This is a genomic window from Bacillus sp. OTU2372 (assembly GCF_038440275.1).
Classification (GTDB): domain Bacteria; phylum Bacillota; class Bacilli; order Bacillales; family Cytobacillaceae; genus Neobacillus; species Neobacillus bataviensis_B.
The window spans coordinates 125,110-139,422 of record NZ_JASATK010000003.1 but is presented as its reverse complement, the minus strand read 5'-3'; the positions used below and the strand labels follow the sequence as shown (position 1 = coordinate 139,422).

Genomic DNA, 14,313 nt, shown 5'->3' with positions numbered 1-14,313 from the left:
ACATATGATGTTAGCTTTTATGACATTAGGGGTTGAACTTATTTAAGGGAGGATTTACTCATGAACGAAAAAATCGGAAAGCCAAAAATTTTCTCATTGGGTTTACAGCATGTACTTGCTATGTATGCAGGATCCATTCTTGTACCACTTATCGTTGGCGGCGCATTAAAATTCACTCCTCATCAGCAAGCATTCCTGATTGCCATTGACTTGCTGACTTGTGGACTCGCAACCTTACTGCAATCCATCAACAATAAATATATTGGAGTTGGCCTTCCGGTTGTGTTAGGAACTTCATTTGTTGCTGTATCTCCAATGATTACGATTGGTACCAATTATGGGATTACAGCCATTTATGGATCGATCATCGCTGCTGGAATATTCATTATCCTATTTGCCAATGTATATGGAAAACTATTAAAACTCTTCCCGCCAGTTGTAACCGGAACAGTGGTTATCATTATCGGCCTATCCCTCATACCTACTGGGATTAGGAATATGGGCGGCGGCGCTTCAAGCCCTGAATTTGGCTCTTCCGAAAACTTGATCCTTTCCTTTGGTGTCTTAGCCTTCATATTATTGATGAATCGTTTCTTTCAAGGCTTCATGCGTGCCATTTCGGTATTGCTCGGAATTATCGCTGGAACGATTGTTGCTGCTTTTATGGAAAAAGTGAACCTGCAAGCTGTCGCAGATGCTGCTTGGTTCCGTATCCCGACTCCATTCTATTTTGGTGTTCCAACTTTTGAGATTGTCCCTATGTTAACAATGATTATTGTCGGAACCGTCATCCTCGTCGAATCAACAGGCGCCTTCCTTGCTTTAAGTAAAATTACTGGTAAAGAACTTTCTGAAAAAGACATTATCCGCGGCTACCGAACAGAAGGAATTGCATTTACCCTTGGCGGTTTATTTAATGCCTTCCCCTACAGTACTTTTGCACAAAATGTCGGTCTTGTTCAACTTTCAGGCATCAAAAATAGAAGTGTCACCATTGCAGCAGGTATTATTTTAATCGGCTTAGGCCTTGTTCCTAAGATTGCCGCCTTAGCAACGATTATTCCTACTGCTGTCCTCGGTGGAGCAACAGTCATTATGTTTGGCATGGTGGTGTCCTCTGGGATTAAAATGCTGAGCCGTGTCGACTTTTCTGATAATAACAATCTATTAATTATTGCCTGTTCCATTTCATTAGGCCTAGGATCCACAGTGGTTCCTGAGTTGTTTAAAGTGCTTCCAGAAACCCTCAGAATTCTTGTAGGTGATGGAATTATTACAGGCAGTATATGTGCAATCCTTCTAAATTTAGTGCTAACAAAGCGAACCAAAGCTTCCTTAAACGTTGTACCAGATTCACCATTAGCATCCAATGCAAAAGGCTTGTAAGGAAAGGATTGGAACACCATGTACACAATTACGAAGTTAAACGATACCACTTATGAACAATTTATCGAAATTACAGGCGGTATCTTTGAGCATTCACCTTGGATCGTAGAACAAGCGGAACGATTAAAACCATTCAGTTCTCTTTATCACTTACATCAAGAAATGGTTAAAATTGTTGAAAACTCATCACTTGAACAGAAATTAGCCCTGATTAAAGCCCACCCTAACTTAGGAGACCGGGCAGCGATGACGGCTGATTCGGTTCAGGAACAACAAGGAGCCGGTCTACAGAACCTTACACCTGTGGAATACAACCAATTTATCTCGATGAATCAACAGTATATGGAGAAATTCGGTTTTCCTTTTATCTTAGCTGTCCGCGGAAAAAACAAAGAGCAGATTTACGAAGTGATGAAAGAAAGGATTCACCATTCAATAGAAAAGGAGTTTGAAACAGCCCTTTATGAGATTTATAAAATTGCCTTACTTCGTTTAGAGGAGAAAATTACTGACAGTACAGTTTTGTAAAAATGGGGTTTTAATTCTAAAAAAGAGAATACACATATGAAAGAGATGATATTTTATGAGCCTAGAAGCATTAAACGAGCAAGTTAAAAAAGATCTTTCCTATCTTTCATTCGGCGGTTCAGGCTGGGTGCACCCTCTCCAACATCCTGAAGGACATGTATATGATGTAGTTATTATCGGCGGCGGCCAAAGCGGTTTAGCCGCCGCTTTTGGACTTATGCGGGATCGTGTTACAAATATCCTTGTTCTTGACGAAAACTGCGAGGGGTTTGAAGGACCCTGGGAAACCTACGCCCGGATGGTGACGTTAAGAACACCAAAACATCTAACTTCTATCGATCTTGGCATCCCCTCCCTCACCTTTCGTGCTTGGTGGGAGGCCCAATTTGGCGAAAAGAGCTGGGAAGCTATTGATAAGATTCCACGCGGCGACTGGATGAACTACCTTCGCTGGTATCGGGAGGTGCTCGGGCTTCCAGTTAGAAATGAGGTAAAACTAAATCTGCTTGAGCCTGTAGAAGCGGGTATTTACAAACTGCACCTGAATACCCCTGAGACCTCAACACTTTTAGCCCGTAAAGTCATTTTAGCAACAGGTATCCAAGGCGGAGGTGAGTGGCACGTCCCTAAAATAATTTCTGAAAAACTCCCTTCCCATCTCTATGCGCATACTTCAAAGAAAATCGATTTTCCGGCCTTAAAAGGTAAAAAGATTGCTATTTTAGGAGGAGGTGCTTCCGCCTTTGATAATGCCCATTTTGCTTTATCAGAAGGAGTGGCAGAAGCCCATGTCTTTGTTCGACGCAATGAGATACAGCGAATTAACCCCATCCGCCAGATGGAGGGTTCTGGACTGATTGAACGCTTTCAGACTTTATCAGACGAAAATAAATATAAGGTGATGTCTCATTTCTTTAGACATAGTCAGCCCCCCACCAATGATACGTTTGAACGTGCATCCTCGCGGCCTGGTTTTCAACTGCACTTAGGTTCTCCATGGCTCGATGTAGAGGCTAAAAGTGATGAGGTTGTAGTGACAACACCTCAAGGAAAATTCTCCTTTGATTTCTTAATTATTAGCACAGGTCTAGTGACGGATCCCGCTTTACGGCCAGAGCTTAAGTTAGTTGAAAAACACATTGCCCGCTGGAGTGACCGTTATAATGCTCCAATTGACATAGCCAATCCTTTGATTGATTCGCACCCCTATCTCAGCCCAGGTTTTGCTCTCCAAAGCCGGGATAAGGAAGGTAAAAATCGCTTATACGGCCTGTTTGCATACAACTACTCCGCTTTAATCAGCTGCGGGATTTTAGCCTCTGCCCTTTCAGGGATGAGATTTGGGATTCCAAAACTGGTTTCAGCAGTAGCAGATCAACTTTTTTTGGATAATTCTGAAGAAATTCTTGATGATTACTTTAATTATCAAGAGCAGGAATTTATCGCCGATTTAACTGCCATTGAGAGCTAGCCCCTGCTAGCTCTCGGTGGTGCTTTTATTTTACTAAATGGAGAGTGGCGGCAATGTCTGGTTTAACTACACATATTCTCGATTTAACACATGGTCAGCCTGCGGGAAATGTGACTATTGAGCTATATTACTTATCAAACAAGGAATGGTATTTAATAAAGACCGCAATAACCAATTCTGACGGACGACTAGATCGGCCGTTTCTTTCAGCAGAAGAAATGAAAATGGGCACCTATGAACTTAACTTCCATATCGGAGATTATTTTCGAAGTAAGAACATGCCGCTCCCGGATCCTCTTTTTTTAGACCAAGTTCCGGTTCGGTTTGGTATTTCAAACTTAAACAGTCATTATCATGTCCCGTTGCTTATATCCCCTTACGGCTATCAAATCTACCGGGGCAGTTAATTAAAAAACGTCATTCTATCTGTTTTTCTGTGATAGAATGACGTTTTTTATGAGCTACCCTAAAAATAATGCACCATAGGCCAATCCTCCTACAATTACAAAGGCCGGATGTACCTTCCATTTTTCCAATAATAATAAACTTACAACAGCGATTATGATGGTTTGTACTAATCCATTAGAGGTATAGGATGTTTTAATAAAGTCATAAGTAAGACCCGCCATTAAAATCGCCACAGTTGGCACTACGATCTTGGACAATCTTTTTACTCTTGGTGAATCTTTATATTTGAAGATTAACTGTAAAAGAACAATCATTAAGATTAAGGACGGGGCGATGGTTGCAAATTCAGCAATGACAGCTCCTAACACCCCGCCCACTTCAAAACCAATGTAGCCGGCCATTTTGGTGGCGATTGGTCCTGGCAAAGCATTTCCTAAGGCCAAAATCTCACTAAATTCACCAGTAGTGACCCAACCGTAGCGGCTGACTACCTCATGTTCGATTAAAGGAATAGATGCCGGGCCGCCCCCATATCCAACAATACTTGGAATAAAAAATGCGATAAATATTTGAATATAAATCATAGGCTCTCACTTTTTTCCTTCATGGTCATTTCGACCTTTTCTTTTTTATCAGGAATCACTAATGCCGCAACCAGTAGAATTCCTACGACAATACCTGGATGTACATGGAAGATCTCCATCACAACAAAACTACCGGCCAAGAGGAGAATCCCCTTCTTCCAGCCCCAGCCATTCTTTGATTTTTTCAAAAACTCCCATGTTAAGGTTCCCATCATCACACCCACAATTGGCACCACTGCACCAGTCATCCCTTGAACTCTTGGGTTATCCTTAAACTGATTAAAAGAAGTTAATAAGACGAGCATCATTAGAATGGTTGGTAAAACAGTAGCCAATATAGCATTTATCATGCCTAATATCCCACCTAGCCGGTAGCCGATATACCCAGCCATCTTTGTTGCGATAGGTCCGGGCAGCGTGTTGGCGAGGGCCAAAATATCACTAAATTCTTGGTCATTCATCCATTTAAACGTACCCACTACTTCTTTATGTACGAGTGGGATGGCGGATGGTCCACCGCCAAAGCCTAACAGCCCGGATCTGAAAAATCCAATAAATAAATCTCGTTGAAGTTTCACGTATATTCACCTTTTTTCATGTTTGCCTTTTTAAGATTAAAAATCTAGAATCCTAGCGCTGCTCCATCACCTCTTGGATCTGCACCGCCAAATTTAATGTTGCTATCAGGATCAATTTTGATGACACCGGCATGGCCCATCACATCCGTGAAGTCTTCGACAATCTCCACTTGATGTCCTCTTTTTCGGAGCGATTCGGTAATCTCATTCGGTACTCTTCCTTCGATTTTAACGCTATTGGATTCAGCACCCCAAGTTCGGCCATATAACCACCTTGGCGCCTCTATCGCTGCCTGGATCGGCATATGGTAATCAAGTATTCTTGTCACAAGAGCTGCTTGAGTTTGAGGCTGCCCTTCTCCTCCCATTGTACCATACACCAAATAAGGCTCACCGCCCTTAAAGATCATCGCAGGATTCAACGTATGATAGCTTCGTTTTTTAGGCAGCAGACAATTTACATGGTTCTCATCTAGCGAAAAAAAACTGCCCCTATTTTGCAACACAATCCCTGTATCTTTTGGGATGAACCCAGACCCAAACTCATGATAAATACTTTGGATGAGCGAAACCGCATTCCCATACTGGTCTACTACCCCTAACCAAACGGTATCTCCTTTTGGATCCAATTGTTTCTGAAGATTGATCGGCTTGGTATAGTCGATTTGGGCCGCTAACTCCATTCCTCTTTTTAAAGAAATTAGCTCTTCTAGAGGAATATGGGAAAAATCAGGATCCGTTAAATACTGATCACGATCCTCAAATGCTAGTTTAGTAGCCTCGATCAATAGATGATAATAATCAGCAGACCCTTCCTCAATCTCTGGTACATCAAACTGATTCAATATATTTAAAATGGATAGGGAAGCAAATCCTTGAGTATTCGGAGGTAAGTTGTAAACGCCATAACCTCGGTAGTCGACCGAAAGAGGCTTTACCCAGTCGGAACGGTGGGAAACAAAGTCATCGTATGTTAATAAGCCTCCATTGTATTGGAGATCTTCCACAATGATCTTTGCAACCTCCCCTTGATATAATAGGCGGCTTCCTTCTTTTGACAGTCGTTCTAGAGTTATAGCTAAATCTTTCTGTTTCATTATTTCACCAGAATGATAGGAAAAGCCAGTAGTTTTTGTAAAAATCTTTTTAAATTCCGAAAATCGTTGTAAATTTCGAAACTGATTGTTTGTTTCATCTAAGTTTATATTGGTCCAATATTCTTGGCTCGGGGTAACCGGGAAGCCCTCTTTTGCATAATGGATAGACGATTGCAATATGTGCTCCCATGTAATGTTTCCCTTCATCCTTTCAACTGAGTACACATAGGCCCTTTCCCAACCGGCGACGGCCCCGGGAACGGTATTTGCCCCAAGCGGCCCCCGAGCTGGAATTGTTCCAAGCCCCTGTTTTTTGTAAAAGTCAATCGTTGCGTATTCTCCAGATCGGCCGCTGCTATTTAACCCCTTTAACTCTTTATCGTTAGAATTGTAGATTAACCAAAAATTATCGCCGCCAATTCCATTCATATGAGGATAGACCACCCCAATCGTTGACGCTGCCGCAATCGCCGCCTCAACGGCATTTCCTCCTTCCTGCAAAACCTTCATACCGGCTTGCGAGGCCAAATAATGCGGAGTTGTAATCATCACATTGGGAGACATGGTGGTTGGGCGGTATGACCAAAATGCTTGATTATTCATGACCTTACATCCTTCCATAAATTATTTAATTTGCAATTTTCACATTTCTTTCGAGCAATATCTCCGACAGACGCTGGATGAATTTTAGTAACTTTATATCTTGGAATTGATTCGCGATAAACGACAGCCCGATTGGGATTCCATTCCTTTTCATCAAAGGAATGGTCACTTGCGGAAAGCCAGTTAATCCTGCGATGCACGTAAGCTGCAGCGTTCTTGTACGATACAACTCCATTTCCTCCATTGATAACTGGCGTAAGGGAGCTTCACCCGGAGCAGTTGGAATCACCAATAATCCATTTGTTTTTAATAAACCCGACAGACTTTGTTTTATTTTTTCTCTTCTGTTATTTAGAGGACCTAGCTCAACTACATTCAGGGTACTCGCCCATTCAAATCGTTCCCTAATCCCCGGTCCAAAGGTTGGCTTTACCGCTTCAATCCAGGCACCATGTTCCATCCAAATCTCTATGCCTTGGATGGATCGAAAAAGCTCTGCCCATTTTGACAGCCCTTCCACTGATATGTAGTCCGAGTTGGTGTTAGTAAATAACGCTTGTAAAATCGAAGCAACTTGTAATAAGCATTCCTTTGTTTCTGCTTCTACCAAAGACCATGCTTCTTTTTCAAAAAGAACATATTCAAACCCTTCAGATGTCTCTTCCTGGTTAATGAGAATTTCACCGACCGCCAGCAATAGTTCTGGATTTTTGGTCATCCACCCTACCGTATCAAAGGATTTAGCGAGTGGTATCACGCCCTTGATATTCACAAGCCCATGTGTTGGCCTAATTCCAAATAGCCCGCAATAGGAAGATGGAATGCGAATCGATCCTCCTGTATCCGTTCCGAGAGCAAAGTCGACTAGTCCTGCAGCAACTGCTACCGCAGAACCACTTGAGGAACCACCTGGAATCCGCTCCTCTGCACGCGGATTTATGGGTGTCCCATAGTGGAAATTTTCCCCATTCAAACTGTACATTAATTCATCTGAATGGGTCGTTCCCCTCAGATATGCCCCCTGTTCCAATAACAGATCCACCACGGGTGCATTTTGTGTTGCAGGATTATGGGTTCGCAGCCAATCTGGATTTCCGGCACTGGAATGATAATTTTTGAGATCAAATACATCCTTAACCGCAAATGTCCGTCCATTTAAACTACCAGAACCAGTCGGACTCATCTTCAAATTGTTATTCATAAAGGCATTCCAATGCTCATTCATACCTTACCTCCACGACTCTATGTTTTATAGATTATTATAATGAGAAAATTCAAACGAGTCATTGGTATTCTGTCTAAAGATAAAAGCGATTTTGGTTAAATTGACTAAACACAATCTACCTGTAGTAACAACTTTGTCTATCGAGAAAACCTTATACTGGGTAATCATTGAACACAAATAAATAATAAAAAAATCAGCTCCGTGAAAAGGAACTGATTTTCTGAACAAAAATGCTAAAACTCTCAAAATTTTATTAATTTCCTGTTTTTCAGGATAGATTTTATGATAAAATTAAATTCTTAATTTTATCTTAATAATTAAAAAATTTTATAAGCCTTTTTTAAGGGAAATTTAATATTATTTAGATATAATGGAAGATGTAAAAGAGAAAAAAACACAACTAATCAAGCCAATAACTAGTAAATATTACAATTATGAGGTGAAGATGATGCAACTTACTGTAAACAAAAATGGAGACAAAAAGGTTCCGACCGCATATTCAAGAACAAATCCTTTTGAAGCGAAGGTTCTTAAAAACGTCAATCTAAATGGTGCAGGCTCTAGTAAAGAAACAAGGCATATTGAGCTATCATTGGAAGGGTCAGGTCTTTCTTATATCCCGGGTGATGCCCTTGGTGTTGTCCCAAAGAATGATCCAGAACTTGTAGCTTCACTTCTAGAAGAAATGCATTGGGATGAAAAAACCGCCGTAACCATTAATAAGCAAGGCGACACACTTCCATTAAAAGAGGCGTTAACCGACTACTTTGAAATCACGTTACTGTCGAAAAAGATTCTCCAAGCGTCAGCAGAATTCACAGAAAATGATGAGCTAAAAAACCTTGTTTTAGTTGAAAATGCAGCACAGCTAAAAGAATATACCAACGGTCGTGATTTACTTGATATGTTACGTGATTTCGGTCCTTGGAAGGCTTCTGCCCAAGAGTTTGTTTCTCTATTAAGAAAAATGACACCGCGTCTTTACTCCATTGCTAGCAGCATGGCAGCCCATCCTAATGAAGTTCATCTAACCATCGGTGCAGTTCGTTACAATGCGCACGGACGCGATCGTAAAGGTGTTTGTTCTGTTTTAGTTGCGGAACGTACTCAAGAGGGCGAAATACTTCCAGTATTTGTACAGCCAAATAAACACTTTCATCTGCCAGAATCGCAAGAGAAAGATATTATCATGGTTGGTCCTGGAACAGGTATTGCACCATTCCGTTCCTTTATCGAAGAACGGGCAGTAACAAAAGCAGACGGTCGCACATGGTTATTTTTTGGGGATCAGCATGCAGCGTCAGACTTCCTTTATCAAGATGAGTTAGAAAAATATCAGCAAGAGGGCGTATTGACGAGATTAGAAACTGCGTTCTCCCGTGATAGCGAGAAAAAGGTATATGTACAGCATAAAATGCTTGAAAACAGTAAAGAACTCTTCGAATGGCTCGAAAATGGAGCATACTTCTATGTTTGCGGAGATAAGCAATATATGGCGAAAGATGTTCATAGCGCCCTATTAACGGTTATTGAAAAAGAAGGCTCAAAGACCCCTGAAGAAGCTGAAGTCTATCTAAATGCTATGAAAGAGCAAGGACGTTACCTGCGGGATGTATATTAAAATACATGGGTTTTAAATAAATCTAATTAAAAGAGTGACTCCATAAACTTGTTATGGGTCACTCTTTTTTAAACTACTTATTTATAATTCAATCCAAAATCAAATCCGTACTTGTCCCCACTCTTATTTTTATAAACATATGAGGGATCTTCTTCATATCCAGGAATATCTCCAACTTCTTCGTCTACAGCTGCTTTATTAGCTGGAATGGTGAATGGAAGTTTTCCTGTCGGATTGAATTTGCCGCGAATGACATCAACAATTGCCTCTGCCTTCGTTCCAAACGTCGCAACCACTGCTGCTGCATTCGGTTCAATTTGGTCTATTAACCATGGATTCGTGAAATTAATGGTCGTAATGGTCGGTACAGTTTTCTGAATTTCGATAATCCGGTCGACATTCGTGATGCCTGTTTCAGGACCTACTGAAATCCGTGGGTTATTGTCCCAGTTCGATTGAACAGGTCGAACCCATACGAATGCATGTGTGGCTTCAGCAAGATTATCTGTTACTGTGATCGATGGGTCATATTTTTGAATGGTTTCTCTTAATTTCTTCGTCGCCGCCGCGTCATTTCCACCTGGGAACATTTCAACATAAAGCTTAACATTGTCAATTTTTCCATCACTCAATGGAAGGACATTCTCACCATTAATTTTATCGTTACGCATAAGAACAAGGGATTTCCTGTGTGCTGCATCCGCCTTTTTTTGTGATTCAGGATTATTAACAACATCTAGGGCATTCTGTTTATCTACGTAAGGGTTTTCAAAAAGACCCAATTTCATCATTTCTGACAGTAAAAATGAAACAGATTGATCTACTTTTTCTTCTTTAAGTAGGCCATGTTTTACCGCATCGATGATAGGAGCTGGATCAGATGCGCCAGAGATAATATTTGTCCCAGCATTAATAGCTTTTGCAAATTTTTGTTCAGGCGTTAACCCTTCTGCACCCCAGGCATTATTGCCGACTGCGCCTGTATCAGAGTTAACATACCCCTTGAAACCAAGCTGGCCTCGGAGGAGATCGGTAATAATCGCTTTGTTTAATGCAAAGCCTACTTCCTCAAATTGCTGCGTAGGACTAAACCATGGTAACCCTTGGTCAGCACTCGTATTGCTTGGATAAGCATAATAAGGCATCACGGAAGACACGCCAGCCGTAATAGCGGCTCTAAAGCTTGGAATATGATATTTTAACAAGCTTCCATCAGTTGGATATGGATTGAATTTTCCTTCTGGAAAATGTGGATCTAAGCCATTGTCTCGTGCTCCGCCGCCCGGAAAATGCTTAACGGTAATCGCAACACTGTCTTTCCCAAGTTCATCCCCTTGGAAACCTTTGATGACGTTATAAATCATGCCTGAAGCAAGTGCAGGCTGCTCGCCAAATGTATCTTCAATTCTTGCCCAAAGCGGATCGGTCGCAATATCTGCTGTATATCCATATACCTTGCGAATCCCTGCCGCTCTCCATTCCTTCGCCGCGGTTTCAGCAAAATCCTTGACTAGACTGGTATCACGGGTTGCCGCAAGTCCTAATGGACCTGGCCAAAATGAATGCAAGCCTGCCCCTTCGCTGCTATTCGTATAATCCGTTGATGCATGATTTCGTGGATTTGATGTGATGACAATTGGGATTCCTAATTTTGATCCTTCTGCTGCCTCTTGAAGCTGATTATTATAATCAGCGATAACATCAGCAGTTGGGGTTTGCCGGAAAATGAAGTATCGTGTATTTTGATCAATTAATTTATTTGGCAAGACTAACTTGTTATTTGTAAATTTCGGAAACTCTGTAATCAGCATCATCCCCGCTTTTTCCTCAAGTGTCATCTTTTTGACAAGATCCTTTACACGTACGTCGGTTGGAAGCTGCCAGTTTTCATATGGATCGAGCCTGCCATTATTATTTAAGTCTTTGAATTTCTTCTCACCCTGTACTAGAATGTTTTTGGTCGTCACTGTAATCTTAGGTGCATTTTGTTTATTACCATTTGATTTTCCCTGCTCCGCACTTGCATAAGAAATGACTGTCGATGATAGCATCAAGGCGGCAAGTGTTAAAGATGCTGTTCTTTTCGAGAATCGTTTCATATCTTTTTCTCCCCCTTTTACATAATAAAATTTTTCAAAAAAAAAGACCTAAATAACCTACAACCTTCATTCACCCCACTATTCAAGAAAGCGCTTCCATCTCCTATTCATTTTATAATCTTTCATTTCATATCTAGTAGAGAATTTTTTTAGGAGAATTTGTGTTTTTTATAGAAAAGTGGAAGCGCCTTGTCCAGGGGCTTATGACCCCGAGCCCCTGGACAATTCTCAAAGTCATTTTTTATTTTTTTATAATAGAAAAAGGACTACCGAAGTAGCCCTTAATAAATTTATTATAGTTTTTCACCGTTTGCCGAAATAACGTCTTTATACCAGTAGAAAGACTTTTTCTTTTTGCGTTCCAATGTCCCGCTGCCATCATCATGTTTGTCCACGTAAATGAAACCATAACGTTTGGAGAACTCGCCTGAAGACATGCTCACCATATCGATACATCCCCAAGTCGTATAGCCCATCAGCTCGACTCCATCTTCAATGGCTTCACCCATTGCCTTGACATGTTCACGAAGATAATCAATTCGATAGTCATCATTAATCGAACCGTTTTCTTCTATCTTGTCATATGCCCCTAAACCATTTTCCACAATAAAGAGTGGAATTTGGTAACGGTCATAAAGTTTATTGAGAGAAATCCGTAACCCTACAGGGTCAATTTCCCAGCCCCAATCACTTGCTTTTAGGAATGGATTTTTCACCCCGCCAATAATATTTCCTTGTGAAGCTTCTTCATCTGTCTTCACCTTTTTTTCTGTCCTCGACATGTAATAACTAAAGCCGATATAATCAACCTTACCTTCCTTAATTATATCTAGGTCGCCATCTTGAATCTCTAGTTCAATTTGATGCTCCTTAAAATAGCGATTAATGAAAGCTGGATACTCCCCGCGCACTTGGACATCTCCACAAAAGTAATTGAACAGCTGTTCTTCCTGAAGGGAATACAGTACGTTTTCTGGATTACTATCAAAAGCATAGACAGGGGCATAGAGGATCATACAGCCGATTTGCGAATTTGGAATGATCTCATGGCACGCTTTAACGGCAATCGCACTAGCAAGAAATTGATGATGGTACGCCTGGAAGGTTGGCTGGAATTTATCTTCTTCTTTTTGAATCGAGAAACCAAGACCTTGAATGGGCATCACCAAGCCGCTATTGATTTCATTAAAAGTCATCCAGTACTTCACTTTATTTTTATAACGATTGAAAATGGCTTTTGCATATCTTTCAAAGAAAGTCACCACTTGGCGGTTTCTCCAGCCGCCATATTCCTTTACAAGGTGAAGAGGCATTTCATAGTGTGAGATGGTGACAACAGGCTCAATTCCATACTTGTGCAATTCATCAAACACCCGATCATAGAAGGCTAAACCTTCTTCATTTGCCTCTAATTCATCACCATTTGGGAAAATTCGTGTCCAGGCAATCGACATCCGAAATGCCTTGAAGCCCATTTCCGCAAACAAGGCAATATCTTCTTTATAGCGATGATAAAAATCAATCGCTTCATGATTTGGATAGCTGTATTTTTCTGGGTGGATTTCAAAATCAAACCCTGGATTTAATAGAATGTTATATCTCTCTTTTCCTCCCGGTAGGACGTCGGCAATATTTAATCCTTTATTTCCTTCTTTATATCCGCCTTCCATTTGGTTGGCTGCTGTGGCTCCTCCCCATAAAAATCCTTTTGGGAATTGATAATTTTCCATTTGGTTACCCCCTGATATTTTTTCCATAGTAGTTAATATTTGTTAAGTTGTTTGAATTTAATCTCTTTTCTTCATTAGGAATCGTAACGATATTTTGCAAAATAGTAAATAAGTTAACGTGATCTAGTTCTTAATCACACTGGAAGTCACTTGTGACAAAGATGTAACACTATGTGACATTAGAATTATTATGTTAAAATGAATTACGATCTTTTTAAAAAAGGGGTAACCAACTTAAATGTTTTCAAATGAAATAATTGCGTCTTTCAATGAATTAGAAACTTCTTTATACAACTACATCATTCAAAACAGTGATAAAGTGGCCTACATGCGAATTCGTGAACTTGCAGATGAAACCCATGTCTCAACAGCGACCATTTTACGTTTTTGTCGAAAAGTAAATTGCGAGGGTTTTTCTGAATTTAAAGTAAAACTTAAAATGCATTTAGAAGAGAAGAAAAAAACAATTATAAAAAGTCCCCAACATTCGTTAGTCGAATTTTTTGAGCGGACATTAAAAGGGGAATTAGAGGAAAAAATCAAGAATGCTGCAAATATCGTTACCCAAGCGGACAATGTAATTTTTATTGGGATTGGAAGCTCAGGGATTCTGGCGGAATATGGGGCACGATACTTCTCAAGTTTAGGTAAATTTTCAATGTATATAAAAGACCCCCACTTTCCAATTCACTCCAAGCTCCGGACGAACAGTGCCATTATTGCACTATCAGTCTCAGGAGAAACAAATTTCACTATCACACATCTCCATCAACTGAAACAAGAAGGTAGTAAAATTATTAGTATTACCAACAACAAACTCTCAACCGTGGCAAAAATTTCTGACCTCAATATTTCTTACTATGCAACGGAAGAATTCATCGAAGAAGCGAATATTACCACACAAGTGCCAGTTGTTTATATTCTTGAATCGATGGCCCGTGAAATCTATCAACTAAATCAATAACCGCCTAGTACTAAAAAGA

At 40.5% G+C, this 14,313-nt stretch carries 12 protein-coding genes; 6 read left to right on the top strand and 6 right to left on the bottom strand.

Features of this window, described 5'->3' with window-relative positions:
- The first annotated feature begins 60 nt into the window (after positions 1-60).
- From AAHB15_RS08430 to uraH, 4 genes are read left to right on the top strand one after another with little or no spacing between them, the layout of a single operon-like run.
- A complete protein-coding gene (locus AAHB15_RS08430) occupies positions 61-1,386 on the top strand; it encodes a nucleobase:cation symporter-2 family protein (RefSeq protein WP_335572181.1) in 1,326 nt (441 codons plus the stop codon).
- 18 nt (positions 1,387-1,404) lie between these two features.
- A complete protein-coding gene (gene uraD / locus AAHB15_RS08425; protein ID WP_335572180.1) occupies positions 1,405-1,914 on the top strand; it encodes a 2-oxo-4-hydroxy-4-carboxy-5-ureidoimidazoline decarboxylase in 510 nt (169 codons plus the stop codon).
- A 55-nt stretch (positions 1,915-1,969) separates the two neighbouring features.
- Positions 1,970-3,385 carry an NAD(P)/FAD-dependent oxidoreductase gene (locus tag AAHB15_RS08420; protein WP_335572179.1) on the top strand — a complete coding sequence of 472 codons (1,416 nt, stop codon included), beginning with the start codon at positions 1,970-1,972 and terminating at the stop codon, positions 3,383-3,385.
- Positions 3,386-3,438: 53 nt separating this feature from the next.
- The gene (gene uraH, locus AAHB15_RS08415; RefSeq protein WP_342042186.1) at positions 3,439-3,792 is read left to right on the top strand and encodes a hydroxyisourate hydrolase; all 354 of its coding nucleotides are present in this window, start codon (positions 3,439-3,441) and stop codon (positions 3,790-3,792) included.
- A 54-nt stretch (positions 3,793-3,846) separates the two neighbouring features.
- On the opposite strand, the gene AAHB15_RS08410 is transcribed toward uraH, so the two are convergent.
- From AAHB15_RS08410 to AAHB15_RS08395, 4 genes are read right to left on the bottom strand one after another with little or no spacing between them, the layout of a single operon-like run.
- A complete protein-coding gene (locus AAHB15_RS08410) occupies positions 3,847-4,377 on the bottom strand; it encodes a chromate transporter (protein ID WP_251570564.1) in 531 nt (176 codons plus the stop codon).
- Complete coding sequence (locus tag AAHB15_RS08405; protein WP_335572177.1) at positions 4,374-4,955, bottom strand: chromate transporter; 582 nt, start codon at positions 4,953-4,955, stop codon at positions 4,374-4,376. The genes AAHB15_RS08410 and AAHB15_RS08405 overlap by 4 nt, the downstream gene beginning before the upstream one ends.
- Before the next feature lie 44 nt (positions 4,956-4,999).
- Positions 5,000-6,655, bottom strand: a complete 1,656-nt coding sequence (gene ggt / locus AAHB15_RS08400) for a gamma-glutamyltransferase (RefSeq protein ID WP_342042185.1) — start codon at positions 6,653-6,655, stop codon at positions 5,000-5,002.
- A 25-nt stretch (positions 6,656-6,680) separates the two neighbouring features.
- Complete coding sequence (locus AAHB15_RS08395) at positions 6,681-7,880, bottom strand: amidase (RefSeq protein WP_342042184.1); 1,200 nt, start codon at positions 7,878-7,880, stop codon at positions 6,681-6,683.
- A 445-nt stretch (positions 7,881-8,325) separates the two neighbouring features.
- On the opposite strand from AAHB15_RS08395, the gene AAHB15_RS08390 reads away from it, so the two are divergent.
- On the top strand, positions 8,326-9,501 hold the full coding sequence (locus AAHB15_RS08390; protein ID WP_342042183.1) for a sulfite reductase subunit alpha: 1,176 nt from the start codon (positions 8,326-8,328) through the stop codon (positions 9,499-9,501).
- Positions 9,502-9,578: 77 nt separating this feature from the next.
- Here the strand turns inward: AAHB15_RS08390 and AAHB15_RS08385 are convergent, their stop codons facing one another.
- Together AAHB15_RS08385 and AAHB15_RS08380 are read right to left on the bottom strand one after the other, a co-directional pair.
- Entirely contained in the window at positions 9,579-11,600 is a 2,022-nt protein-coding gene (locus AAHB15_RS08385; RefSeq protein ID WP_342042182.1) for a glycoside hydrolase family 3 protein, read from the bottom strand.
- A 293-nt stretch (positions 11,601-11,893) separates the two neighbouring features.
- Positions 11,894-13,330, bottom strand: a complete 1,437-nt coding sequence (locus AAHB15_RS08380; protein WP_335572173.1) for a glycoside hydrolase family 1 protein — start codon at positions 13,328-13,330, stop codon at positions 11,894-11,896.
- A gap of 238 nt (positions 13,331-13,568) precedes the next feature.
- Between AAHB15_RS08380 and AAHB15_RS08375 the strand changes: the two genes are divergently transcribed.
- The gene (locus tag AAHB15_RS08375) at positions 13,569-14,294 is read left to right on the top strand and encodes a MurR/RpiR family transcriptional regulator (protein ID WP_335572172.1); all 726 of its coding nucleotides are present in this window, start codon (positions 13,569-13,571) and stop codon (positions 14,292-14,294) included.
- Positions 14,295-14,313 lie beyond the last annotated feature (19 nt).

Bases quoted from the DNA above. Each gene is read 5' to 3' on its own strand.
- AAHB15_RS08395 (WP_342042184.1), bottom strand. From the start codon at position 7,880: ATGAATGAGCATTGGAATGCCTTTATGAATAACAATTTGAAGATGAGT.
- AAHB15_RS08430 (WP_335572181.1), top strand. From the start codon at position 61: ATGAACGAAAAAATCGGAAAGCCAAAAATTTTCTCATTGGGTTTACAG.
- uraD (WP_335572180.1), top strand. From the start codon at position 1,405: ATGTACACAATTACGAAGTTAAACGATACCACTTATGAACAATTTATC.
- AAHB15_RS08390 (WP_342042183.1), top strand. From the start codon at position 8,326: ATGATGCAACTTACTGTAAACAAAAATGGAGACAAAAAGGTTCCGACC.
- AAHB15_RS08420 (WP_335572179.1), top strand. From the start codon at position 1,970: ATGAGCCTAGAAGCATTAAACGAGCAAGTTAAAAAAGATCTTTCCTAT.
- AAHB15_RS08385 (WP_342042182.1), bottom strand. From the start codon at position 11,600: ATGAAACGATTCTCGAAAAGAACAGCATCTTTAACACTTGCCGCCTTG.
- AAHB15_RS08375 (WP_335572172.1), top strand. From the start codon at position 13,569: ATGTTTTCAAATGAAATAATTGCGTCTTTCAATGAATTAGAAACTTCT.
- AAHB15_RS08380 (WP_335572173.1), bottom strand. From the start codon at position 13,330: ATGGAAAATTATCAATTCCCAAAAGGATTTTTATGGGGAGGAGCCACA.
- AAHB15_RS08410 (WP_251570564.1), bottom strand. From the start codon at position 4,377: ATGATTTATATTCAAATATTTATCGCATTTTTTATTCCAAGTATTGTT.
- ggt (WP_342042185.1), bottom strand. From the start codon at position 6,655: ATGAATAATCAAGCATTTTGGTCATACCGCCCAACCACCATGTCTCCC.
- uraH (WP_342042186.1), top strand. From the start codon at position 3,439: ATGTCTGGTTTAACTACACATATTCTCGATTTAACACATGGTCAGCCT.